22 protein-coding genes and 1 tRNA gene are annotated in these 25,093 nt (G+C 45.2%); 16 read left to right on the top strand and 7 right to left on the bottom strand.

Features of this window, described 5'->3' with window-relative positions:
* Positions 1 to 24: 24 nt before the first annotated feature.
* Both HOP38_RS01690 and HOP38_RS01685 read right to left on the bottom strand, forming a co-directional pair.
* A complete protein-coding gene (locus HOP38_RS01690; protein ID WP_198557299.1) occupies positions 25 to 627 on the bottom strand; it encodes a general secretion pathway protein GspB in 603 nt (200 codons plus the stop codon).
* Positions 624 to 2,288 carry an AAA family ATPase gene (locus HOP38_RS01685; RefSeq protein ID WP_198557298.1) on the bottom strand — a complete coding sequence of 555 codons (1,665 nt, stop codon included), beginning with the start codon at positions 2,286 to 2,288 and terminating at the stop codon, positions 624 to 626. Before HOP38_RS01685 ends, HOP38_RS01690 begins: the two co-directional genes overlap by 4 nt.
* 86 nt (positions 2,289 to 2,374) lie before the next feature.
* Between HOP38_RS01685 and HOP38_RS01680 the strand changes: the two genes are divergently transcribed.
* Positions 2,375 to 3,601, top strand: a complete 1,227-nt coding sequence (locus HOP38_RS01680) for a multifunctional CCA addition/repair protein (RefSeq protein ID WP_198557297.1) — start codon at positions 2,375 to 2,377, stop codon at positions 3,599 to 3,601.
* An 11-nt stretch (positions 3,602 to 3,612) separates the two neighbouring features.
* Here the strand turns inward: HOP38_RS01680 and HOP38_RS01675 are convergent, their stop codons facing one another.
* From HOP38_RS01675 to folB, 3 genes are read right to left on the bottom strand one after another with little or no spacing between them, the layout of a single operon-like run.
* Entirely contained in the window at positions 3,613 to 4,416 is an 804-nt protein-coding gene (locus HOP38_RS01675; RefSeq protein WP_038229107.1) for an undecaprenyl-diphosphate phosphatase, read from the bottom strand.
* A gap of 13 nt (positions 4,417 to 4,429) precedes the next feature.
* On the bottom strand, positions 4,430 to 4,912 hold the full coding sequence (gene folK, locus HOP38_RS01670) for a 2-amino-4-hydroxy-6-hydroxymethyldihydropteridine diphosphokinase (protein WP_198557296.1): 483 nt from the start codon (positions 4,910 to 4,912) through the stop codon (positions 4,430 to 4,432).
* The gene (gene folB / locus HOP38_RS01665; RefSeq protein ID WP_198557295.1) at positions 4,909 to 5,268 is read right to left on the bottom strand and encodes a dihydroneopterin aldolase; all 360 of its coding nucleotides are present in this window, start codon (positions 5,266 to 5,268) and stop codon (positions 4,909 to 4,911) included. The genes folK and folB overlap by 4 nt, the downstream gene beginning before the upstream one ends.
* 105 nt (positions 5,269 to 5,373) lie before the next feature.
* Between folB and plsY the strand changes: the two genes are divergently transcribed.
* A complete protein-coding gene (gene plsY / locus HOP38_RS01660; protein ID WP_006070966.1) occupies positions 5,374 to 5,970 on the top strand; it encodes a glycerol-3-phosphate 1-O-acyltransferase PlsY in 597 nt (198 codons plus the stop codon).
* A gap of 77 nt (positions 5,971 to 6,047) precedes the next feature.
* On the opposite strand, the gene HOP38_RS01655 is transcribed toward plsY, so the two are convergent.
* Together HOP38_RS01655 and tsaD are read right to left on the bottom strand one after the other, a co-directional pair.
* Positions 6,048 to 6,860: an alpha/beta fold hydrolase gene (locus tag HOP38_RS01655; protein ID WP_006070964.1), complete on the bottom strand. Its 813-nt coding sequence runs from the start codon at positions 6,858 to 6,860 to the stop codon at positions 6,048 to 6,050.
* A gap of 111 nt (positions 6,861 to 6,971) precedes the next feature.
* The gene (tsaD, locus tag HOP38_RS01650) at positions 6,972 to 7,991 is read right to left on the bottom strand and encodes a tRNA (adenosine(37)-N6)-threonylcarbamoyltransferase complex transferase subunit TsaD (RefSeq protein ID WP_124940606.1); all 1,020 of its coding nucleotides are present in this window, start codon (positions 7,989 to 7,991) and stop codon (positions 6,972 to 6,974) included.
* Between the two features lie 242 nt (positions 7,992 to 8,233).
* Here tsaD and rpsU point away from each other — a divergent pair, with 242 nt between their 5' ends.
* The 14 genes from rpsU (at position 8,234) to HOP38_RS01580 (ending at position 25,078) form a co-directional block, all read left to right on the top strand.
* Positions 8,234 to 8,449, top strand: a complete 216-nt coding sequence (rpsU, locus tag HOP38_RS01645) for a 30S ribosomal protein S21 (RefSeq protein ID WP_001145625.1) — start codon at positions 8,234 to 8,236, stop codon at positions 8,447 to 8,449.
* 26 nt (positions 8,450 to 8,475) lie between these two features.
* Positions 8,476 to 8,919 (top strand): GatB/YqeY domain-containing protein, encoded by a 444-nt coding sequence (locus tag HOP38_RS01640; RefSeq protein ID WP_006075067.1) that lies wholly within the window; start codon positions 8,476 to 8,478, stop codon positions 8,917 to 8,919.
* A gap of 81 nt (positions 8,920 to 9,000) precedes the next feature.
* Positions 9,001 to 10,767: a DNA primase gene (gene dnaG, locus HOP38_RS01635; protein WP_198557294.1), complete on the top strand. Its 1,767-nt coding sequence runs from the start codon at positions 9,001 to 9,003 to the stop codon at positions 10,765 to 10,767.
* A gap of 100 nt (positions 10,768 to 10,867) precedes the next feature.
* Positions 10,868 to 12,718, top strand: a complete 1,851-nt coding sequence (rpoD, locus tag HOP38_RS01630; RefSeq protein ID WP_006075065.1) for an RNA polymerase sigma factor RpoD — start codon at positions 10,868 to 10,870, stop codon at positions 12,716 to 12,718.
* A 141-nt stretch (positions 12,719 to 12,859) separates the two neighbouring features.
* Positions 12,860 to 12,935: transfer RNA gene (locus HOP38_RS01625), tRNA-Ile, on the top strand.
* Positions 12,936 to 13,176: 241 nt separating this feature from the next.
* Positions 13,177 to 13,872 carry a VC0807 family protein gene (locus HOP38_RS01620; protein WP_124940604.1) on the top strand — a complete coding sequence of 232 codons (696 nt, stop codon included), beginning with the start codon at positions 13,177 to 13,179 and terminating at the stop codon, positions 13,870 to 13,872.
* A 696-nt stretch (positions 13,873 to 14,568) separates the two neighbouring features.
* Positions 14,569 to 16,251: an ABC transporter substrate-binding protein gene (locus tag HOP38_RS01615; protein WP_006075063.1), complete on the top strand. Its 1,683-nt coding sequence runs from the start codon at positions 14,569 to 14,571 to the stop codon at positions 16,249 to 16,251.
* 149 nt (positions 16,252 to 16,400) lie between these two features.
* On the top strand, positions 16,401 to 17,387 hold the full coding sequence (locus tag HOP38_RS01610) for an ABC transporter permease (protein WP_006075062.1): 987 nt from the start codon (positions 16,401 to 16,403) through the stop codon (positions 17,385 to 17,387).
* 2 nt (positions 17,388 to 17,389) lie between these two features.
* Positions 17,390 to 18,415, top strand: coding sequence for an ABC transporter permease (locus HOP38_RS01605; RefSeq protein ID WP_006075061.1), 1,026 nt, complete (start codon positions 17,390 to 17,392; stop codon positions 18,413 to 18,415).
* Positions 18,416 to 18,417: 2 nt separating this feature from the next.
* The gene (locus HOP38_RS01600; RefSeq protein ID WP_006075060.1) at positions 18,418 to 19,407 is read left to right on the top strand and encodes an ABC transporter ATP-binding protein; all 990 of its coding nucleotides are present in this window, start codon (positions 18,418 to 18,420) and stop codon (positions 19,405 to 19,407) included.
* 52 nt (positions 19,408 to 19,459) lie between these two features.
* Entirely contained in the window at positions 19,460 to 20,452 is a 993-nt protein-coding gene (locus HOP38_RS01595; RefSeq protein ID WP_031494295.1) for an ABC transporter ATP-binding protein, read from the top strand.
* Between the two features lie 53 nt (positions 20,453 to 20,505).
* Complete coding sequence (locus tag HOP38_RS01590) at positions 20,506 to 22,227, top strand: glycoside hydrolase family 9 protein (RefSeq protein WP_198557293.1); 1,722 nt, start codon at positions 20,506 to 20,508, stop codon at positions 22,225 to 22,227.
* Positions 22,220 to 23,098 carry a glucosamine kinase nucleotide-binding domain-containing protein gene (locus HOP38_RS01585; protein ID WP_198557292.1) on the top strand — a complete coding sequence of 293 codons (879 nt, stop codon included), beginning with the start codon at positions 22,220 to 22,222 and terminating at the stop codon, positions 23,096 to 23,098. Before HOP38_RS01590 ends, HOP38_RS01585 begins: the two co-directional genes overlap by 8 nt.
* Positions 23,099 to 23,107: 9 nt before the next feature.
* A complete protein-coding gene (locus tag HOP38_RS01580; RefSeq protein ID WP_198557291.1) occupies positions 23,108 to 25,078 on the top strand; it encodes a beta-N-acetylhexosaminidase in 1,971 nt (656 codons plus the stop codon).
* Positions 25,079 to 25,093 lie beyond the last annotated feature (15 nt).

Below are 25,093 nucleotides of genomic sequence, written 5' to 3'. Positions count from 1 at the left end.
GATGCTACTTTAGCGTCCCGTTTTTTATCCACCCCATTCATATAGAGCAGGAATATCAATGATATCGTTATCAAAGCGAATCGTAATAAACTGAGGTTCTATAGCGAGTAGTTGGATGTTATTCAGCCTATCCCCCTCTTTTAACTCCTGACCGTTGATTTTGACCCAACGTCGCTGAGCGTCAGACGAATACATATGAGTTTGTAAGTTCAAGGCAGGCAGACGTCCACGATAACGAGCTTGATTATCTTCTAGAGCAATATGATCTGAATTACTTGGTATTAAAGAAGGTTCTGTCTTATTGATGGCAGATGCAACCTTGCGAGCAATCTCAGGGTCTAAACCACTCAGATCTAAGTTCTCTAAATCAAAAGGCTGTTCTGAAACTGTGTTGGTATCTGGCACAACGTCAATAGGTGAACTGGCACTCGTTGTGTTTGCGACTTGAGTGACCTGAGTCGTAGTAACGGGCACGCTTACTTGCGGCAACGGTTTAAGCTCCGAAAAATCAGGGTATGCCAAAATAGAATATGGTTTGCTTAGTTGTTGTGAGTCCTCAGGTGCATTCTGAGAGGCCATTGCACCGATAGATACGAGGACCAAACTACTCCAGATTAGAGACTTCATAGTGACCCCTCTTGGTTCTGTTTAGCTTCGATAGAAGGAGGGTTATTCTGGGTTAACAGCTCCAATTTACGTAACGTATTACGCCCAGCTATGCCATCAACATCAATATTCTGCCAACGCTGAAAGATTTCCACTTTGCGCTTTAGTGCTTCATCGAAAATATCGCTACCAGAAGGTGTACCTCCAAGCACTTTTGACAGTTTTTCATCCAATAACCGAACTTGCGCTCCCTGTTGATTTAATCGGAGCGTCGTTTGCAGTTCACGTTGCCAGATAGAGTAGTATTCACCAGTCCATAACTGCTCAAGCCATGACTTCGGCAAAGAGATACGTTGCTGACCATTCAGTACTTGCACTTGGTCGTCTGAAACTTGATACAGCACCACATAGCTTTGTTGTCCATCCAAATACAGAGACATCACAACGGGCAGGTTCTGTTGTTCTATCTGAGACAAGGTACCTAAATACTTTTGGCACTCAAAACTACTGCTCGGTGACTCTTCGCACATGCCATCAAGTACGCCTGCTTTATAGCCCCAAACCGCGTAAAGCTCTTGAATCGCCGATATTTTATCTTTTCGTTTAAACAAATCTTGCAGTAGCTCTTTAGGATAAGGTTCTGCAACATTGTTAACAGGTAATATCACTTCTTGGGAGGGAGTGTTTGAGGTACTGACTGGCTCAGCAACAAGCTGTTGGTTTGATAATGATGACAACCACGCTAATCCTTCGGCGCCTTTCCAGTACAGCCCCCCTGCAATCGCAATACCTAGTAGCGCAGGCATTGCATACGTCGACAATAACTCTGACAAACCACCACTTGTATTTTGCACCGAATGTCCTACACCAGGAGCTTGGAACGAAAGAATGTCCTCACAAGCGCTTTGTGCCAAGGACTTAGATACTTGTTTCTCGCCTGAGTGATAAGCATACTGCAACGCTTTATCACCGATGAGGTTAATCAAACGCGGAATACCCTGACTGGCTTTATTCATCACAGCGATAGCCCCCTTCGAAAACAGCGAAGTGTCACCGCCAGCCGTCGACAAACGAAACTCTATATATTGGCGAGTCTCCCCTTCCGTAAGCGGCAATAAGTGATAACGTCCGGTGATTCGTTGGGCCAATTGACGTAATTGGGTTGTACGCAGTTTGTCTTGCAACTCAGGTTGACCAATCAACAACACTTTCAGTAACTTATGATCATCCGTTTCAAGATTAGTCAACAGTCGCAACTGCTCAAGAACTTCCGCAGAGAGATGCTGCGCTTCATCGATTACAAGCAGCGTATTAATACCTTGTTGGTCATTATCGATAAGATACTGGTATATGGCTTGACTGAGCTGTTTTAAGGAGGCCTTTTCAGGGTAACTAAGAGAAAACTCATCGCAAATAGCTTCAAGCAGATCTTGACTCGAAAAGGTTGGATTTAGGATCAATCCAGATGCTGTTTTATCATCCAGTGACGCTAACATAGCTTTGGCTACAGTGGTTTTTCCCGTCCCAACTTCCCCCGTTAACATGGCAAATCCACCACCTTGTCCGAGACCGGTTTGAAGATGCTGCATTGCTTCTCGATGTCGCTGACTCAAGAATAAATAACGAGAGCTTGGTACTATTGAAAAAGGCACCTCGTAAAAGCCAAAATAATCCTTATACATCCATTCAACCTTACAATATCAGTCAAAGCAAAGTACCATTGAGCTAGATGAATGCCAACGGCTAAGTACGAAAAAGGGGAGCCAATTTGCAAGTCTATCTTGTTGGGGGCGCAGTGCGCGACCAATTACTAAAACTTGAGGTCTACGATAAAGATTGGGTCGTGGTTGGTGCAACTCCTGAGCAAATGTTGGCTGACGGCTTTCAAGCTGTAGGCAAAGAGTTTCCCGTCTTCTTACATCCTAAATCGAAACAGGAGCATGCACTCGCTCGCACTGAGCGCAAAGCTGGTAAAGGCTACACTGGTTTCGAATGCTTTTCATCGCCCGATGTCACTCTAGAGCAGGACTTAATGCGCCGTGACCTTACCATCAACGCCATGGCACAAGATGATTCAGGGCGTATTATTGACCCCTACAACGGACAACAAGACTTAAAAGATAAAGTACTACGTCATGTATCACCGGCATTCGTTGAAGATCCGCTTAGAGTATTACGTGTCGCTCGTTTCGCCGCCAAGCTTAGCCATCTAGGGTTTACGGTCGCTCCAGAAACCATGGATTTAATGAAATCAATCGTTAACGATGGAGAATTGCAACACTTAACCGCCGAGCGGGTGTGGCAAGAGTGGCACAAATCACTGACCACTCGTCATCCAGAGGTGTTTTTAGATGTACTTCGCTCCTGCGATGCTCTTGCGGTTGTTTTGCCTGAATTAGACGCGTTGTTTGGTGTTCCGCAACCTGAAAAGTGGCATCCCGAGATAGACACAGGCATACATACTCTGATGGTTGCGCAGCAAGCCGCCTTACTCAGCACATCGCCAATCGTCCGTTTTGCCGCTCAAGTCCACGACCTCGGAAAAGCGCTAACGCCAACAGAAGAGTGGCCAAGCCATAAGCTTCATACACACACTGGGCAAAAAGCTATAAAGTCTCTTTGTAGTCGTATACGTGTACCGAATGAGTATCGTGATTTGGCGGTTGCGGTTTGTGCTCAGCACTCCAACGTTCATCGCGCGGCCGAGCTAAGGCCTGCAACCTTCATTAAGATTTTTGGTCAACTCGATGTGTGGCGTAAACCCGAGAAATTACAGCAAGTCTTGGTGTGTTGTGAAGCTGACCATAAAGGACGAAAAGGACTGGAGAGTACCCCGTATCCACAAGCTGAACGTTTCATGCAAGCTTACCAAGCAGCAATCAGCGTGGAAGTACAAAACATCATAGCAGATGGTTTTAAAGGACAAGCGATTAAAGAAGAACTGGATAAGCGTCGTGTTAAAGCCGTAGAACAAAGCCTAAGCTCTAAGGCTTAGGCTTTATCGTCTTAGCTCATCAGTAGAAACGCAAATAAGCCCACACCTAAAATCAATCGATAGATCACAAATGGTGTCATACCCATTCTTGAGATCAGTTTTAGGAAAAAGTGAATACAAATGTATGCGCTAATAAAAGACACAATGATGCCAGTTAGCAGGAAACCAACATGAATGGGCTCAGAGCCTGTCACCAGTTTTAGACCAAGGTAAGCACCAGCTAAAGTGATGATTGGAATAGACATCAGAAACGAGAAACGCGCTGCCGCTTCGCGAGTAAATCCGAGATACAGCGCCGCGGTGATGGTTGCACCAGAGCGAGAAGTACCAGGTATGATCGCCAAAGCTTGTGCTAAGCCAATAAATAACGCTTTCTTCCAACCCGCTTGGTATTCATCGTCTGCTAACTTGGAGTTTTTATCCACCCACCAAAGCAGCAAGCCGAACACAATTGTCGTTGTCGCAATCACATAAGCACTGCGCAAATACAACTCCACAATGTCCTTCATCAACAAACCAAAGATACACGCTGGAATCGTTGCTAGGACAATCATCCAAGCCAGCTTAGCCTCTTTGCTGCGCTCCCCTTTGAAAATAGAGCCAAATAGCGCGCCAAACAAGGTAACTACTTCCTTACGAAAATAGATAACCACCGCAGCTAACGTACCTACGTGTACCGCCACATCAAAGGCTAAGCCTTGATCTTCCCATCCTAAAACCGCTGAAGGTAAAATCAGGTGAGCCGAACTTGAGATAGGCAAAAACTCAGTAAGCCCCTGAATTAGCGCCAATATAAAGGCTTCAAAGTAACTCATTATTAACTACCAACTAAAATTGAAAATCGATTCTTCTTAAAGCCACAGGAGCTGGAATCGCCGCTAAGATCTGACAGAGTGAGCGCTCATCATTTGGAATGACCAAATCTGGAGCAAGATCATACAGAGGTTGTGTTACAAATGAATATTTAAAAATGTCTTCACGTGGAACAAGCGGTTTTTTTTGTGAGATTTCATTTCCAAACAACAGGATATCGAGATCTATGGTGCGATTTTGAAACTTAGCCGCGTCAATATCTCGCCCCCACTTTACTTCGATCTCTTTCAGAGCTGCACTAAACTCAACCAAGTTCAGCGATGTATCTAAACGAACCACCATGTTGTAGAAATCATTACCAGAGAAACCAAAAGATTCACAAGCATACACCGGTGACATCTTTAAGTTACTAGCGATGAGCGATAGCTCTTGGCACGCAGCGCGAATGTGTTTTTCACGATCCACATTAGAGCCCACACCAATAAAGGCAGTAATCATGCCTCGCCTCTTTCGATGACAACACCAACACTTTTGGCCTGTGGTACTGCACCCGGTTTCGCTAAACGAATTTTCACCCAAGGCACTGAAAATTGAGTTTGAATTAACTCAGCAATTTCTTCAGCAACTCTTTCTACCAGCAGAAAACGACCATTTTCAATATGGTTGAGTACGGCTTCGCTCACCTTTGAGTAATCTAATGCATCAATGACATCGTCGCTTTTTCCAGCTGGAGCATTGTCGTGAGCCATCTCAATATCTAATATAAGCTTTTGTTTTATTTTTTGTTCCCAGTCATAAACACCAATAGTAGTAATGACTTCAAGCTGTTCTATAAATACTTTATCCAATGCCATGATTTGTCCTTTATTAGAGGTCGGATACCCATTTGTCGGGAAAAAACGTACTATTTTCGATATGATATCAGTCCCCTTAGATAATTTCTTGCGAAAAGGTGCCTAATGACCCCGTTAGCGTTTGCTATGATCATCGCAGCTTACTTACTTGGTTCAGTCTCAAGTGCAGTGCTGATCTGTCGTTTGCTGCGATTACCTGATCCAAGAACAGTAGGCTCAAATAACCCAGGCGCTACCAATGTACTTCGTATTGGAGGCAAAGGGGCTGCGGTGGGCGTGCTATTGTGCGATATGCTCAAAGGTACGATTCCGGTTTGGAGTGGCTACTATCTGGGGATAGACCCTGTCATTCTTGGTGTCATTGCGATTGCTGCGTGTCTTGGGCACATGTACCCTATTTTCTTTCACTTTAAAGGCGGAAAAGGAGTCGCGACCGCACTTGGCGCGATTGCACCTATCGGCTGGGATCTCACCGGACTTATCACTGGCACTTGGCTACTGGTTGCTGTGATCTTTCGTTATTCGTCCTTAGCGGCCATAGTCACTGTTTTGCTTGCACCAGTTTACACTTGGATGGCAAGACCACTCTTTACGCTTCCTGTTGCTATGTTGAGCTGTCTTATTTTACTAAGGCATCACCAGAACATTCGCCGACTGTTTGATGGAAGTGAACCCAAGCTTGGTAAGAAAAAAATCACTTAGTTTTCAGTAACTAAAAATCAAAAAGTGGCGCCAACTGGCACCACTAAATACTATTCGAGCATGGATAGCTATTACTGCTAGCTATGCTGAGCTAAGAACTCTGTCAGCATGGCAGTCACGTATTCTGGCTGCTCTAAATTACTGATATGACCGGCTTCTGGGATCACGTTGATCGCACTGCCAGAAATCAGATCATTCATCAAATACGATTCAAGTACCGGACGTGGCTTATCTTCTGCTCCGACTGCGACTAGAGCAGGTAGCGCGAATTTCTCAATTTCATCGCACAAATCACGTCGACCGAAGACCATACGACCAATCCGTGCAACTTCAACCGCTCTGTCACCGCTTAATGCAGACAACTTAGTTTCAAAACCATCTACAAGCTCAGCATTAACCTGTTTGGCATTATTGGCAAAGAACAGTGGCACCACTGCTTCAACAATTGGTGCTGGTACGGCTTTAAGCTCGGTGATCGTTGCTAGCATGGCGAAATATTTAGCATGAGCAACTTCAGGCTCTAGACCTACAAACGTGTCCATAAGGACTAAGCTCTTGACTCTCGCTGGTGCTAATGCGGTTAGCTCTGCGCCCCACATCCCGCCAACGGACAAACCAACGATAGAAAACTCCTCAATTTCAAGCTCATCCATTAACGCCAAGAGATGTTGCGCGTAATCTTTAAGATTCGACATCGAAGTTGGCGCTGCCTCGGACTCGCCATGTGCCCAAAGGTCTGGAACAATGCAGCGATAGTGTTGGCTTAGCGCTTCTACTTGAGGTTGCCACATCGCACTGTCCCACAAATAGCTGTGACCAAAAAGAACTACTGGTCCTTGACCCACATCTTGATATGCCATGGTTTGGCCATCAACCTTGAATTGTTTCATATTCGTTCATTCCCTATGTTTTTTAACAGGTTAACACAGATAGTAAGTCACAGACTTTCGCTGTTTTGTTAAAATATGTCGTTAAAAAAGGCCACCTAAGTGACCTTTTCTTTATGCTTTAATCGGCTTTAGTTGGTCAATTGGCCAACGTGGCGTAGCCTCTACTGACAGCTCAGCGGCTTCACCATTTTTCAGTCGCTGCATACCAGCATAAGCTATCATGGCACCATTATCGGTACAAAATTCAGTACGAGGATAATAGACTTCGCCTCCAATTTTGTTCGCGAGAGTTTCAAGCTCTTGACGCAAGAATTTGTTAGCACTCACACCACCAGCAATAACAATGCGCTTCATGCCAGTTTGTTTTAGAGCACGCTTACATTTAATGGCCAATGTATCGCACACCGCTTCTTGGAATGCATAAGCGATATCTGCACGGGTTTGTTCACTATCATCATTGGCCGCGATTGTATTCGCAGCAAAAGTCTTCAAACCAGAGAAACTCATATCCAAACCTGGGCGATCCGTCATTGGACGCGGGAACTTAAATCGGCCCGGTGTGCCTTTGTCAGCTAATTTAGACAACAAAGGTCCGCCTGGATAATCCAACCCCATCAATTTAGCGGTTTTATCAAAGGCTTCACCCGCAGCATCGTCAATAGACTCACCAAGGATCTGATATTCACCAATGCCTTTTACTTCAACGATCATACTGTGGCCACCAGAGACCAAAAGCGCAATAAATGGAAATGGCGGTGGGTTGTCCTCTAACATTGGGGCAAGCAGATGACCTTCCATATGATGTACAGGAATAGCCGGAACTCCCCACGCGTACGCCATGCTTCGACCAATCGTAGTACCCACTAACAGTGCACCAACCAGACCCGGACCGGCGGTATACGCGACACCATCAATATCTTTTGGCGTTAAATTCGCTTCCGCTAATGCAGTTTTGATCAACGGGATCGTTTTTTTAACATGATCACGAGACGCCAGTTCAGGAACCACACCACCATAATCGGCGTGCAGTTTCACTTGGCTATATAGTTGATGCGAAAGCAATCCTTTCTCATCGTCATAGATTGCGATGCCAGTTTCATCACAAGAGGTTTCAATACCTAAAATGCGCATATTGTTCTCGACATATTTCGAAATTGGCGCAATATTACCTCGTCATTGGCTCTCAAACAAATTTTGTACAAGAGATAGACGACAAAGTACTTTACAAAGCCCATCTGATCGGATTAAAATTCCGCACCATTTTTGATCTAGCTGGTTTATCGCTTAGAACTAAGAACTTCGATAGGAACGTCTTAGACCTAACAAACAAGCGCCAGCATTAATGAATAGTTAACCCCTGAGGTGAAAGGCATATGCCAGTAGTTAAAGTACGTGAAAACGAACCGTTCGACGTTGCACTACGTCGTTTCAAGCGCTCTTGCGAAAAAGCAGGTATCCTTTCTGAAGTGCGTCGTCGTGAGCACTATGAAAAACCAACTACAGTTCGCAAACGCGCTAAAGCAGCAGCTCAAAAGCGTCACGCTAAGAAGCTAGCTCGCGAAAACGCTCGTCGCGTTCGCCTGTACTAATAACTAGGTCCAATAGGATTTAAGTTATGGCTCTGATTGATAAACTCAAAGACGAGCAAAAACTAGCGATGAAAGCCAAGGACAAACCGCGCCTTGGCACTATTCGTTTAGCTTTAGCCGCCATTAAGCAACGTGAAGTTGACGAACAGATTACTCTGGGCGAAGACGACATTCTTGCTGTGCTGACTAAAATGGTTAAACAACGTCGCGACTCTGTTACGCAATTTGAAGCAGCTGGTCGTCAAGACCTTGCTGAAGCTGAGCAAGCTGAAATTGCCGTACTTGAGGACTTTATGCCTCAACCGCTGACTGACGAGGAAGTATCTGCACTGATTGAAAGTGCGATTACCGAATCTGGTGCTGCGGGCATGCAAGACATGGGTAAGGTAATGGGTGTGCTTAAGCCACAAATTCAAGGCCGTGCAGATATGGGTAAAGTAAGTGGTCTAGTTCGCGCTAAACTCGCTTAATCTCCCAATCAAATTGCAGCAAGCCGTGCTATCCTTTGGAACGCACGGCTTGTTTGTATCTCACTCTCGTAAAAAGGTTTTATGGCAGGAATTATCCCTCGTAGCTTTATTGATGATCTGTTGGCTCGTCTCGATATAGTCGACATCATTGATGCGCGCGTAAAACTGAAAAAACAAGGTAAGAACTACGGTGCTTGCTGCCCTTTCCATAACGAGAAAACACCGTCATTTAGTGTTAGCCAAGAGAAACAGTTCTATCATTGTTTTGGCTGTGGTGTACACGGTAATGCGATTGACTTTCTTATGGAATATGAACGCCTTGAGTTCGTTGAGGCGATCGAAGAGCTGGCCGCTTCACTTGGGTTAGATGTCCCTCGTGAACAACGTAATGGCAGCTCAGGCAATTTTTCCAAAGGGCCTACAGCCAATAGTGAGCAGAAACGATCTTTGTACGATCTCATGGGCACGATCGGACAGTACTACCGAGATCAGCTTAAAGTTTCATCAAATAAAGCCGCTATAGAGTACTTAAAGGCTCGTGGACTCTCTGGAGAAATTGTCCAAAAGTTTGGCATTGGTTATGTGCCTGACGAGTGGGACAGTGTTCGAAAGAACTTCGGTCAACAGAAAGCTACCCAAGACATGTTGGTGTCCGGCGGTATGCTAATTGAGAACGACAAAGGTAACCGATACGACCGATTTAGAGGACGTATCATGTTCCCAATCCGCGATAGGCGCGGAAGAGTAATTGGGTTTGGCGGACGCGTTCTTGGTAACGACACGCCTAAGTATCTCAACTCACCCGAAACACCGATTTTCCATAAAGGTAAAGAGCTGTACGGCCTTTATGAAGTGTTGCAGGCGTATAGAGAGCCGCCACAAGTCTTGGTTGTTGAAGGCTATATGGACGTTGTTGCCTTAGCTCAATACGGTGTTGATTACTCCGTCGCCTCACTTGGCACATCGACCACAGGCGATCACCTTCAGGTCTTGTTTCGTCAAACAAGCACCGTGGTGTGCTGTTACGACGGTGACCGAGCGGGACGAGATGCAGCATGGCGCGCCATGGAAAATGCTTTGCCGTATCTAAACGATGGCCGACAACTAAAATTTATGTTTTTGCCGGATGGCGAGGATCCCGATTCCTTCATTCGTCAAAACGGTAAAGAGGCATTTGAAACTGAAGTACAAAATGCAATGCCTCTCTCTGACTTTATGTTCTCCTCGCTAATGCAGCAGGTAGATAGTCGAACAAAAGAAGGAATGGCGAAGCTTAGTACGCTAGCCGTTCCACTCATCGATAAAGTGCCAGGTGGAACCCTGCGTCTATACTTGAGAGAACTTCTCGGACGCAAACTTGGGCTTGTTGATGAAAGGCAGCTTCAGCAACTAATTGACCGACAAGGCCAACAAGAAACGCGAGCTCAGCCTCATAAAGAGATTAAACGCACACCAATGCGTGAAGTGATAGCTCTCCTTTTGCAAAATCCGAGCTATGCTGAAATGGTACCTGACCTCTCAACGGTAAGAGATTTATCATTACCGGGGTTGAATTTATTCGTGGAAGTGGTTGATAAATGTCAAGCGCATCCCCATATGACTACAGGCCAGTTATTAGAACAATGGCGTGGTAGCAACAATGAGGCACTTCTGTCTCGTCTCGCAAGTTGGGTTATTCCACTTGACGACGACAATCAAGAAGACGTATTTATCGATTCATTGGACAAGATATTGTCTCAGTGCATCGAAAAACAAATTGAAAACCTGCAGGCCAAAGAAAGAAGTGTCGGCTTATCAGTCGAAGAAAAACGGGAGCTGCTAGCCTTGATGCTAGACTTAAAAGCGTAACCCAATTCAGTTAGTCAGCAATGAATAAATTTGTTAATATTAGTGGTTTGCATTTCGCATACTAAAATTCCTTCACCAGATCTTAAGTTGGATATCGTCTATGGACCAAAATCCGCAGTCACAGCTAAAATTACTTGTCATTAAGGGCAAGGAACAAGGCTATCTGACCTACGCAGAAGTAAATGACCACCTACCTGAAGAAATCGTCGATTCTGAACAGGTAGAAGATATTATTCAGATGATTAATGACATGGGTATTAAGGTAGTAGAAACTGCTCCTGATGCTGATGACCTTGCTCTGAATGATGACAACAACATCACTGATGAAGATGCTGCCGAAGCTGCTGCAGCGGCACTTTCAAGTGTAGAAAGTGAAATCGGCCGTACAACTGACCCAGTGCGCATGTACATGCGTGAAATGGGTACCGTTGAGCTATTGACTCGCGAAGGCGAGATCGACATTGCGAAACGTATTGAAGACGGTATCAACCAAGTTCAAAGCTCTGTAGCTGAATACCCAGGCACTATCCCTTATATTCTTGAACAGTTTGACAAGGTTCAAGCTGAAGAGCTTCGCCTTACCGACGTAATCACAGGCTTCGTCGATCCAAACGAAGAAGAAACGACAGCGCCAACGGCGACTCACATCGGTTCTGAGCTTTCTGAAGCAGATCTGGAAGATGAAGACGACGAAGACGTTGATGAAGATGACGATAGTGAGGAAGAGGAAGAAGATACAGGTATCGACCCTGAACTTGCTCTAGAGAAGTTCACTGCGCTTCGTAATAGCTATCAAGACCTTCAACTGGTTATCAACGAATATGGTTACGACAGCCCACAGGTGGCTAAGTCACATGAGTTGGTCCAAGAAGTCTTTAAAGAATTCCGTCTGACACCAAAACAATTTGATCACCTAGTGAACGAATTGCGCACTTCTATGGATCGTGTACGTACTCAAGAGCGTCTGATCATGCGTCAAGCTGTTGAATACGGCAAGATGCCTAAGAAGTCTTTCATTGCCGTCTTTACTGGTAATGAGTCAAGTGAAGCTTGGCTAGATGAAGTACTTGCCTCTGACAAGCCTTACGCAGAGAAAATCAAACGTTACGAAGATGACATTCGTCGTTCGATTCAAAAACTAGACATCATTGAAGAAGAAACATCGCTTTCTGTTCAAAACATCAAAGACATCAGCCGTCGTATGTCTATCGGTGAAGCGAAAGCTCGTCGTGCGAAGAAAGAGATGGTTGAAGCGAACTTACGTCTCGTAATTTCGATTGCTAAAAAGTACACCAACCGCGGTCTACAGTTCTTGGATCTGATCCAAGAAGGTAACATCGGTCTAATGAAGGCAGTAGATAAGTTTGAATATCGCCGTGGTTATAAGTTCTCAACTTATGCGACATGGTGGATCCGTCAGGCAATCACTCGCTCTATCGCAGACCAAGCGCGTACAATCCGTATTCCAGTGCATATGATCGAAACGATCAACAAGCTGAACCGTATTTCTCGCCAAATGCTTCAAGAGATGGGCCGTGAGCCTCTTCCAGAAGAATTGGCAGAACGTATGCAAATGCCGGAAGATAAGATTCGTAAAGTACTAAAAATCGCTAAAGAGCCTATCTCTATGGAGACACCAATTGGTGACGACGAAGATTCGCATCTAGGTGATTTCATTGAGGATACTACTCTAGAGCTGCCTGTTGATTCAGCAACAATGACTAGCCTACGAGTGGCGACTAAAGACGTGCTAGCAGGTCTTACTCCTCGTGAAGCAAAAGTATTACGCATGCGTTTCGGTATCGATATGAACACTGACCACACTCTAGAAGAAGTGGGTAAACAGTTCGACGTAACGCGTGAGCGTATCCGTCAGATCGAAGCGAAAGCTCTACGTAAACTGCGTCACCCAAGCCGCTCAGAGACCCTGCGCAGCTTCCTTGACGAGTAATTCGTAAGCAATTTAGCAAAAAGGTGAGCACTAGCTCACCTTTTTTGTTTTATGCGGTTTAAGTGATTAAAAAGCAAGCGCAATTACCCCTTATTGTGTCTAGACACCCAGCGTCCCTTCCCCTATAATCATCCACCTATCGGCCCCTTAGCTCAGTGGTTAGAGCAGTCGACTCATAATCGATTGGTCCGCAGTTCAAGTCTGCGAGGGGCCACCAAATTTAGAGAAGGCGCATGGAGAAATCCATGCGCCTTTTTCGTTTTTCAGTCGTACTAAACAATTACTACTAGCACTCAATACGCTAAGCGAGTAACGTTATCAAATGAGCATCGAAACCCTGCTAGTTAATATATCGTTACATAACTTCACCAGTTAACGCTTTACACTTGCTTCTTGGCGTTGAACACTGCCTTGCAACGTGTAGTTAGCAGTCAATAAAGTAGAGTCTGAAAGATATTATGAATAACGCGACGGCTAAAAAGTCGAATCCCCTATTTGAAATCCTATTTAACGTTTTCATCCCGTCCTTCATTTTGATGAAATTTAGCGGTGATGAACACCTAGGGACGACCATGGCGTTGGTTGTCGCTTTACTCTTCCCTGTCGTGTACGGTGGCATGGACCTAATCCGCAACAATAAGTTTAACTTTATCGCTGCGCTAGGCTTCGTGAGCGTCCTATTGACCGGTGGTATAGGCCTATTAGAACTAGACACGCGCTGGTTGGCCTTTAAAGAAGCCCTGATTCCTGGCCTAATCGGTTTAGCGGTACTAGGCTCAACATTTACTCGTTACCCATTCATGCAAAAGATGATTTTGAATGACAGCGTGTTTAATCTGTCATTAATCAAACAGCGCTTGAATGAGAATGGTAATACCGAAGGCTTCGAACGTTGCTTAGTCTCCTCAAACTACTTATTTGCGAGTACTTTTGCTTTTTCCTCAGCGATGAACTATTTCTTAGCAACATGGATTGTTACCAGCCCAGCAGGAACACCAGCGTTTAACGAGGAGCTTGGTAAGCTCACACTATATAGCTACCCTATCATCGCAATTCCAAGTATGTTGATGATGGTTGGCATCTTCTACTACCTGTGGCGCCAAATCAGACAAATGACGTCATTAGAAACCGAGCAGATCTTCCATAGCGAATAATTCTCCAACGCCTGAGAGCAGTTTTTCTCTCAGGCACATCCACACAAACTTTCCCTCACATACAGAAGCTGTCCTCTGCTGTTCGAAAATTCTCTCTGTTAGTGTTACTTAAGTCTTCAGTGCTCACTTCAATCTAAAGCATCTTTTGACGCAAAACACTTAATTTTCTCGCCGTTAATTAAGTATTAAAAAACACATTAATCAAATCTAATTGAGTGTATTCGTCGCGATAATGGAGGCCAAAAGAACGGATTATTCATCAATTTGCGATAGTAATCACAACAAATAGCTCACTCAATTTTCCATTAAAAATTAACGTTTAAATTCACCTAGTGATCATAGTCACAGCAAATCTAAAACTGAATTCAAGGCTTTATAAATAAAGATACACCTGGTTTGTAATCACTAACAAACTCTGTTTTTACCACTTAAAAATGTGATGTTTACCCACCACCAAATTTGTTCAAAAAACACTCATTGCCATCGATTTTTGACGTTTTTGACGTGTCAAAATACTATTTTGACGTTTTTAACGGGAACAGTAATTGATAAATTATCTTTTAAGGTGTTTTCTTAATAACGCCTAAGGCCTACAGGCCACTCTTTAGGACACATGTTAAGAGGTAGGCTTTAGCACAATGTGAGGAAGGTAGGCTTACCTTCCAGTGAAACAAAAGCAAATAGTAAGGAATAGCTATGCTTGCGCATATTAAAAAAACAGCACTAGCGACAGCAATTATCGCAACCTCAGTAACAGGCTTTAGCTCTGTTACCGTCGCAGCGGAACGCAGCGAACTGACCATCCACCCGAAAGAGTTCAACACTTTTGTACGCAACTTTAACCCTTATCTGGGTGCGACCAACCTGCATACTACGACAGATTTCCTATTCGAACCTTTAGTTGTTTTCAACGAAATGCATGGCAACAAACCAGTATTCCGTTTGGCTGAAGGCTTCAAAATGTCTGATGACCTAAAAACAGTGACCTTTGATATCCGTAAAGGTGTGAAATGGTCTGACGGCGAAACATTCGACGCCGATGATGTTCTATTCTCATTCAATCTAGTGCAGCAAAATCCAGCACTAGACCAAAGCGGCATCAACTCTTGGGTAGAGAAAGTTGAAAAGCTGAATGATTACCAAGTGAAGTTCTATCTAACAGAAGCAAACTCTAACGTCCCATACGAGATTGTTAAAGTGCCAGTGGTTCCTGAGCACGTGTGGAAAGACGTTAAAGATCCAACGACCTTCACTAACGAAAATCCTGTAGGTTCTGGTCCATTTACTGAGATCGATACATTCACTCCACAGCTATACGTTCAATGTCGTAATCCTAACTACTGGGACAACGACAACCTAGAGGTTGATTGTCTGCGTGTTCCACAAATTGCTAACAACGACCAGTTCCTAGGCAAAGTTGTTAACTCAGAAATGGATTGGACATCATCGTTCATTCCTGACATCGACCGCACTTATGCTGCCGCTTCTCCAAACCATCAATACTGGTATCCACCAGCGGGTACACAAGCATTTGTTGTTAACTTCAAAAACCATGATGCTGCGAAAAAAGAAGCCCTTACTAACGTCGACTTCCGTCGTGCATTCTCAATGGCTCTTGACCGTCAAACTATCATCGACATCGCCTTCTATGGCGGCGGTACTGTGAATGACTTCGCTTCTGGCCTTGGCTACGCATTCGCCACTTGGTCTGACGAAGCGATTCACAATAAATACAAAGGCTACAACAGCTACGATGTTGACGGTGCAAAAGCATTGCTAGAAAAAGCAGGCTTTAAAGATGTGAATGGCGATGGCTTTGTAGACACTCCATCAGGTAAATCATTTGAGCTCTTTATCCAATCACCTAACGGCTGGACAGACTTTAACAACACGGTTCAACTTGCTGTAGAGCAACTAGCTGAAGCGGGCATCAAAGCCAAAGCTCGTACGCCTGATTTCTCTGTTTATAATCAAGCAATGTTAGAAGGTAACTACGACGTCGCTTATACCAACTACTTCCACGGTGCAGATCCATACACGTATTGGAACTCTGGTTATAACTCAACGCTTCAAGCTGGTGACGGTATGCCTCGCTTTGCAATGCACTTCTATAAGAATGCTGAGCTAGATAACTTGCTAAATAGCTTCTACAAGACGGCAGATAAAGATGAGCAGCTAGAAATTGCTCATGGCATCCAAAAGATCATTGCTCAAGACCAAGTCACTATTCCAGTGATGTCAGGTGCTTACATGTACCAATACAACACCACTCGTTTTGCGGGTTGGTGGAACGAGCAAAATCCTAAAGGTCGTCCAAATATCTGGGCAGGTATTCCAGAGCGTCTATTACACGTACTGGACCTAAAACCAGTTAAGTAAACACAAACTAAAAGCGGTACATCCGTACCGCTTTCTTCCCCTCTCTATGTCTATTTGATGTTTGGCGCTCGTCGTCAGGGGATTGCTCGTCTCTAATTTGGAGGCGGCGTAGCCAGCCAAGGAAAAGCTGGGTAATTAAGGTGTGAGTTATGGGTTATTTTTTAAGACGTTTGTCATTATATGCAGTAGCACTATTAGTTGCGGCTACTATCAACTTTATTATTCCAAGGGCGATGCCGGGCGATCCGGTCACTATGATGTTTGCCCATACAACGGTGCAAATTACACCGGAGCGTATTGCAGCAATGAGAGAGCTGCTGGGCTTTGTTGACGGTAATTTATTCGTTCAATATCTAACGTACATGAAGAACATTTTAAGTTGGGAGCTTGGTGTTTCGGTTCAGTTCTTCCCATTAACAGTTAGTGAGCTGTTAGGCGGCGCATTCGGTTGGTCACTGTTTCTGGCGGGCACCGCTGTCGTGATGTCTTTCTCTATCGGCTCGGTTCTTGGCATTTTCGCAGCTTGGAAGCGCGGTTCTCGTTTCGACACATTCGTTACCCCTGGAATGCTCATTATTCAGGCGATTCCACCTGTGGTTATTGCCATGTTAGCTATGTTCATCTTTGCGATAGGCCTGAAATGGTTTCCTACGGGCTATGCGTATACCCCAGGCACCATTCCTGAATGGACAAGCTGGGCATTTATCAAAGATATGCTTTATCACGCAGCGCTTCCCCTATTCTGCGCCACAATCATTCAAATCGGCGGCTTTCTAGTGAACATGCGTAACAACATGATCAACTTGTTGGGAGAAGACTACATCACCATGGCTCGCGGTAAGGGCTTAAGTGAAAACCGCGTGGTATTCAACTACGCAGCGCGTAACGCGCTCCTACCAAGTGTCACCGCGCTTTCCATGGCGTTAGGTATGGCGATTGGTGGTCAGTTAATTGTCGAAATCATCTTCAACTATCCAGGGCTTGGCAGTGTCATGCTAAATGCGATTCATGCTCGTGACTACCAAGTACTGCAAGGACAACTTCTTATTATGACGCTCTTTATGCTGTTCTTTAACTTGGCTGCTGACATGTTGTATGTCGTGCTAGACCCACGTCTACGCAAGGGAGGTAAATAGTCATGAAAGGTTTTCTCTCTTTAGTTTGGCGTAATACCACGGCGCGCATTGGACTTATTATCATTGGCTTATTTATGTTTGTGGCCATTGCCGCACCTCTAGTCACCAAACATGCTCCAGACAAGCGAACGGGTAACCCTCACGAATACCCATCAGCGGTGGTTAAGTTAGCACAAGCTAACCCAGACGGCTGGGTAGCGCAAAATCTAGCGGATGATCGTAGAACGTTACTCATGTCGAAAAAGGCAGATCATGTATTGGGAACCACGCGTATGGGGCGTGATGTATGGTCTCAAGTAGCTTACGGCGCTCGCGTATCGCTGATGGTGGGTTTTAGTGCTGGCCTAATCGTATGCGTGTTAGCCACGGTAATCGGAATTTCCGCGGGTTACTTTGGCGGCCGTGTTGATAGTGTACTGACCTCGGCAATGAACATCATGCTGGTGATTCCGCCCTGGCCTCTTCTCTTTGTTGTTGCCGCTTTCGTTGGTGAGGCGGGGCCAATGACTATCGCGGTCGTTATTGCCTCCATCTCTTGGGCATGGGGAGCAAGGGTTATTCGTGCACAAACCTTATCACTTCGAGAAAAAGAGTTCGTAAAAGCGGCTGAAGTACTTGGTGAATCACGACTACGCATCATTTTTGTTGAGCTGCTACCAAACCTAATCTCAATTGTTGGTGCAAGTTTCATCGGCTCAGTGTCTTACGCCATCTTGATGGAGGCCATTATCTCTTTCTTGGGTATGGGTGATCCAAACACCATCAGCTGGGGCATCATGCTTTATAACGTACAAACTTCCTCAGCCATGCTGATTGGCGCATGGTGGGAAATTCTAGCTCCATGTATCGCGTTGACTCTTCTTGTTACCGGCTTAGCACTGCTTAACTTTGCCGTCGATGAAATTGCCAACCCACAACTTCGTTCTCACAAAGGCCTTAAACGCTGGAAGAAAATCGCAGAACAAGACAAACAGGAACGCGAAGTACAAGTCGCGCCACAAAATGCACTTTGGAGCGGAGATCGTTAATCATGTCAGAACCACTAATTTCAGTTCGCAATTTGTGCGTAGATTACATCACTGAGGCAGGCGATGTTCGAGCGTGCAACAATGTTAGTTTCGATATCGGTAAAGGCGAAGTGTTTGGTCTTGCAGGGGAGTCTGGTTGTGGCAAATCAACCGTTGCCTTCTCACTAATGCGCTTGCACAAGCCACCCGCGTTTATTTCAGGTGGAGAAGTGATCTTCAATGGCGAAGATATCCTTCAATACAGTGATGATCGTATGCAAACCTTCCGCTGGAGCCAAATGTCTATGGTGTTCCAAAGCGCCATGAATGCTTTGAACCCTGTACTTACCATGGAAGAGCAGTTCTGTGACGTTATTATGCGCCATACCAATATGACTCGTGAACAGGCCGTAAGACGTGCTCAAGGCTTATTGGAGATTGTTGATATTCATCCGAGCCGTCTAAACGACTACCCGCACCAGTTTTCTGGTGGTATGCGTCAGCGCTTGGTGATTGCGATTGCACTCGCCCTCAACCCGAAAATGATCATCATGGATGAGCCAACCACTGCGCTTGATGTGGTTGTACAGCGTGAGATTCTGCAAAAGATCTATGCCCTCAAAGAGGAGTTTGGATTTTCGATCTTGTTCATCACCCACGACATTTCACTTATGGTGGAGTTCTCAGATCGCATTGGGATCATGTATTCCGGTGAGCTTATTGAAGTTGCCCCTTCACAACAGATTTTAGATTCACCTTACCACCCGTACACAAAAGGACTGGGAAGTTCATTCCCTCCTTTAACAGGTCCTAAAACCAAGTTAACGGGCATTCCAGGTAATCCACTAAACCTATTGGAGATTCCACAAGGCTGCCGCTTCCAAGCACGGTGCGATCGTGTCCATGAAACGTGTACCCGCGTACCAACGAAGTTACGCCAAATTGAACCGAACCGTTTTTCTAACTGCCACTTATATGGCGACACCATCGCTGTATCGCAAGAGTTGTCATAAGCAATCAGCAACGAACTGAGCAAGTTATACAAGGAATTTCTGGAGAAACATTATGAGCAACTATGGTGAACTGCTGATTGAAGGCAAAAATGTTGTCAAAGATTTCGCAATAAACAGTAATACGCTAAAACAACCAATGATGCGTGCTATCAATGACGTCTCATTCAAAATGTACAAAAGTCGCGGCCTTGCGGTGGTTGGTGAGTCAGGCTCTGGCAAATCAACAACGGCAAAAATGATCGCCAAAATGTATGCCCCAAGTGGTGGTGAAATTAAATATCGCGGCCGTGATATTCAAGAGATCAAAGCGCGCAGTGAGTTGATGAAATACCGCGAAGGCGTGCAGATGGTATGGCAAGATCCGTTTGGTTCATTAAACCCAACACACACGATCTTTCATCATATTGCACGTCCATTGCTGATCCATAACAAGGTGTCGAAAAGCAACAAAAAAGAGCTAGAAGAGCGAGTATACGATCTGCTCGATCAAGTGGGTTTAATTCCACCTAAAGAAACCGCAGCCAAATACCCTCACCAGCTTTCAGGTGGTCAAAGGCAGCGTGTTAACTTAGCGAGGAATATTGCGGTTGGAGCAGAAGTTGTCCTGGCTGATGAGCCAACTTCTATGCTCGATGTCTCGATTCGCGCTGGCGTTCTCAACCTGATGGAAGAGATGAAGTTTGAGAAACAAATGTCATTGCTTTACATCACTCACGATATCGCAACCGCTCGCTATATCGCAGAAGATATCTCGGTGATGTACGTCGGCCATATGGTGGAATGGGGCGATACCGATGAGGTCATAGCCAACCCTCAACATCCCTACACCCAACTTCTTGTTTCTGCGGTACCGGATCCGAAGAAATCTATTCATGAGAAGTTGGAAGGTAATAAAGGCGAGATTCCACTCTGGACACCAGCCTCCGTTGGTTGCCCATTTGCGGGTCGATGCAAACACGCAACCAGTAAATGTACGGAAGCCTTACCGCCAGTGACCAAACTCGCCGATAACCATTTTGTACGTTGTTATCTCTACGAAAACTAATTAAACGCTCCTGTAATGGGAGCGCTTCTTCTCGACAGGTGAATGAAAAAACGATGCAATTGCTCACTAATCATATTGGCTATCAGGTAAACAATGCGAAACGCGCAGTGTTGATGTGTACTGATCCACATCATCCAGTGACGACTGCATATTTAGTTGATGCGTATTCTGAAAACACCGTTCTAGAGCTCACACTCGAAGGCGGACAATCTGTCGACAACTGGCATTGTGGGGTGTTTTTTACTATCGACTTCAGTCAGTATCAGCAGGCGGGACGTTACTACCTTCGCTACCAGTCCGTTCGCTCTCATGATTTTGTTATTGAAGAACATAATCTATTAACGCGCAGTTTTTCTGATGTCATTCATTATTTCAAATCTCAACGCTGCGGTGGACAATTCGATGAACACGATAGGCAAGCGCGTATTATCGGCAGCGATGAAACCGCCGATGTGCACGGTGGTTGGTATGATGCTTCTGGAGATGTCAGTAAATATCTAAGCCACCTTTCCTACGCCAATTACCTCAATCCACAGCAAACTCCAATGGTGGTTTGGAATATGCTGAAAGCGGACGATATCCTGTTCGCACAACAAGACGCTCCAAACTTTGTGCGTGCACGTTTACAAGAGGAAGCGCTTTACGGCGCCGAGTTTATTGCTCGCATGCAACATAGCGACGGTTACTTTTACATGACCGTATTTGACAAGTGGAGCAAAGATGTCGAACAGCGCGATATCTGTGCCTACGAGACTCAATTAGGTCACAAGAAACAAGACTATCAAGCGGGTTTTCGACAAGGTGCTGGCATCGCTATTGCCGCTCTTGCCAAAGCGAGCCAATCTGAGTCGGCCACCTCTTCCCAAGCAGCGAATTTTATTGAGATAGCCCGAAAAGGCTATTGGCACTTACAAGAGCATAATACGCAATACCTCAACGACGGCATTACTAATATCATTGATGAGTACTGTGCACTGCTGGCAACGGTCGAGCTTTATAAAGCGAGTGGTGAAGACCTTTATTTAGATCAAGCGAGAATCTGGGCGGACTCATTAGCATTGCGAGCCAAAGCCGACGACAACTACGATTTTTTCTGGTCTAGTGATTGTGACGGTTCTCGCCCATTTTACCACGCTGCTGAAGCTGGATTACCTGTCATTGCATTAGCAGAATATCTCGCTATTGAAACTAACCTTGAACGTCAACAACGTTTCGCGCAATTAGTCACACAAGCCTGTCAATTTGAACTAACAGTAACCGCTGAACTATTTAACCCCTTTAGCTACCCAAGACAGTATGTAAAAGGTGTTGATGAGCCGAAACGCTCTGCCTTTTTCATTCCACATAACAACGAATCTGGATATTGGTGGCAAGGTGAAAATGCCCGTATTGCTTCTCTCGCATCCATGGCTTTGATTGCCAAGGACGTAGCCTCGGACAGTTCATTAAAGCAACAGCTAGAGAGCTATGCTACTCACTGCCTCGACTGGATATTAGGGTTGAACCCCTATGACATGTGTATGTTAGACGGTTACGGTTTTAATAACCCCGATTATCTACCGCAGCTAGGATTTTTCAATGCCCATGGCGGTATCTGTAACGGCATTACTGGCGGCTTTGACGATGAACGAGATATTGCATTTAACCCCAGAAATCAAAAAGACGACATGCTGCAAAACTGGCGTTGGGGTGAGCAGTGGATTCCTCATGCTGCATGGTATCTGTTGGCCGTGGCACTAAAGCATAGCGATAGCAAAGGTGAGCATCATGGCTAGATTCATCGCGGGGATCGACGGGGGCGGCACCTCGTGTCGCGCCAGAGTTCTAGATAAAGATGGCACGATTATCGGTGAAGGCAAAAGTGGTAGCGCCAATATCATGTTGGGGGCTGAGGTTGCTTTAACCTCAATCATCGAAGCGATCTCCATTGCGCTGACACAAGGTGGTTTGGATAACTCCTACTTTAACCAAGTCGACGTGGGTCTAGCACTAGCAGGCGCAGAGCATAAAGCCAGTTACCTCGCTTTACTATCAGCCCCGCATCCATTTGCCAGTATCACTCTAAATACCGACGGCTACGGTGCATGTTTGGGCGCTCATGAAGGCAAAGATGGCGCCATCATGATAGCGGGCACAGGCTCTGTTGGTCTGTTTATTTCAGGTACAACGCAGCACGTCGTTGGTGGGCGTGAGTTTCCGATTTCTGACCAAGGAGGCGGCGCTATCATGGGGCTAAGGTTGATTCAAGATGTGTTGCTTATTCAAGACGGTATTTTGGATTCCTCTCCTTTGGCCGACATCGTAATGACGCATTTTAACAATGACATTGACAATATTGTTGAATGGTCAAAGACCGCCTTGCCTAGAGATTACGGTCAGTTTTCACCACAGATTTTTGAGTATGCCTATCTCAATGATCCTCTTGCAAAAAAATTACTGATGCAAACCGCCAGTGATATTGAGATGTTTCTTACCGCCTTGCATCAACGTGGGGCAGAAAACATCTGTTTAATGGGCAGTATTGCCGAACGTATTTTTGATTGGTTATCGCCAGCAGCGCAACGTTGGATAGTGTCTCCAAAAGGAGATGCAATGGACGGTGCGTTGATGATGGCAGGACAGCCAAGTCACAATCTTTACGATTGAGGTATATCTATGGACTTTCGTATCGAATTAGCAGTGATTGAAATCTTACCCAAAGGCAGCCGTTTTGGGCTTACACTGCACAATCTCTCTGAAAAAAGCGTGGCTAATTGGCAACTCAATTTTGCTTTCGACAGGCATATTGAGAAAACCAGTTTATCTCATGGAACGCTGAAGCAAGTAGGCAGCCTATGCTCTTTATCGATAAACAACACACCACTTTATGCCAACAACCACTGCTACGTAGAGTTTGCTATTTCTACATCACCATTCAAATTGCTCTCTGATGGTATAAAAGAAGCGTACCTAACCACAGATTCCGGTACGCAGTGCACGGTATCTGTGTCACCTATTGTGTTGAAAGAAGCGATCGACCAACCAACTGAAGTACCTAGCGTCAAAGCAGCAAGACATAAGCTTATTCCAGAGCCGATGTCAGCTAACTTTAATAGTGGTGTCTATGAGCTAACTCGTTATAGTCAGATAACCGTCGACAATGGTGAGTTTCAATCTGCTGCCAATTGGTTAGCCGAAGAAGTAACTCGCTTGTTCAGTATCGAATCCAAGTCTATTGGTCAGCAAGATATTCATTTTAGGCATTCACCAGTACTGGATCCTGAAGAATATAAGCTGATCGTAAATGATAACGGTGTGGTCATTGAATCAACCAGTCAGTCTGGCTTTATTTATGGTGCAGCGACCTTAATTCAATTGATGGATTTTGATGTGGCGCGCCATACTCTCTACATTCCTTTCTGCCAAATACATGATAAACCTCGTTTTGCTTATCGTGGAATGATGATAGACAGTGCGCGTAGCTTCCAACCGGTTGAAGAGATCAAACGCCTTATCAACCTGTTTGCTCATTATAAATTGAATACCTTCCATTGGCATTTAACGGATGATGAAGGGTGGCGTGTTGAAATAAAAGCGCTACCTGAGCTTACTGAGATTGGCGCTTGGCGAGGCCCAAATGAAACCCTTGATGCTCAGTTCCATCATATCAATCAGCGTTATGGCGGATTTTATAGCCAAGAAGAGATTAAGGACGTCGTCGCATTTGCAGCACAACGCGGCATCCAAGTGATTCCCGAAATCGATATTCCAGGTCACTGCCGTGCCGCCATCAAGTCATTGCCAAATATGCTGGTTGATCCTGATGACCGTTCTGTCTACCGCAGTGTCCAACATTACAACGACAATACGTTGTCGCCAGGTATCGATGGCACATATCGCTTCCTTGATATCGTCTTGGAAGAGATTAGCGAGCTGTTCCCTGCTCCTTACGTTCATATTGGTGCAGATGAAGTACCTGTGGGTGTTTGGGAGAAAAGCCCAAGTTGCCAAGCTTTAATGGAGACTCACGGCTACAGTAGCTCTAAAGAGCTGCAGGGTCATTTACTTCGTTACGCTGAAGACAAACTGAAGTCTCTGGGTAAACGCATGCTGGGCTGGGAAGAAGCACACTTTGGACACAAAGTTAGCAAAGACACAGTCATATACTCGTGGCTAAGCGAAGAAGCTGCTATTAACTGCGCCAAACTCGGCTATGACGTCGTACTGCAGCCGGGTCAAACCACCTATCTGGATATGGCACAAGATCACTGCCCAACAGAGCCTGGTGTTGATTGGGCAAACGTCATCACACTGGAACAAGCTTACCTATATGAACCTCTCTCTGAGCTGAGCTCCGATGACCCAATCAAAAAACGGATACTAGGCATGCAAGCTGCGCTGTGGACTGAAATAGTCAGCCACCAGCAACGCCTAGATTACATGATATTCCCCCGACTACTCGCTCTAGCAGAGACCGCTTGGTGTCCAGAGAATCGAAAAAACTACAGCGCATTTTTAGCAAGACTGAAAGCCCACCTTAGCTTGTTGCAACGCCAAGGTGTTCAATATCGCGATCCTTGGACTCAGATCGAGGAAACTGAAAACGCGTATCTCCAGACGAACAACAATAACAACGATAAAATTTAATTTCCCCATAAGGAT

It is taken from the genome of Vibrio mediterranei, assembly GCF_013364395.1.
GTDB lineage: Bacteria > Pseudomonadota > Gammaproteobacteria > Enterobacterales > Vibrionaceae > Vibrio > Vibrio mediterranei.
This window is presented reverse-complemented; position numbering and strand designations above follow the sequence as displayed.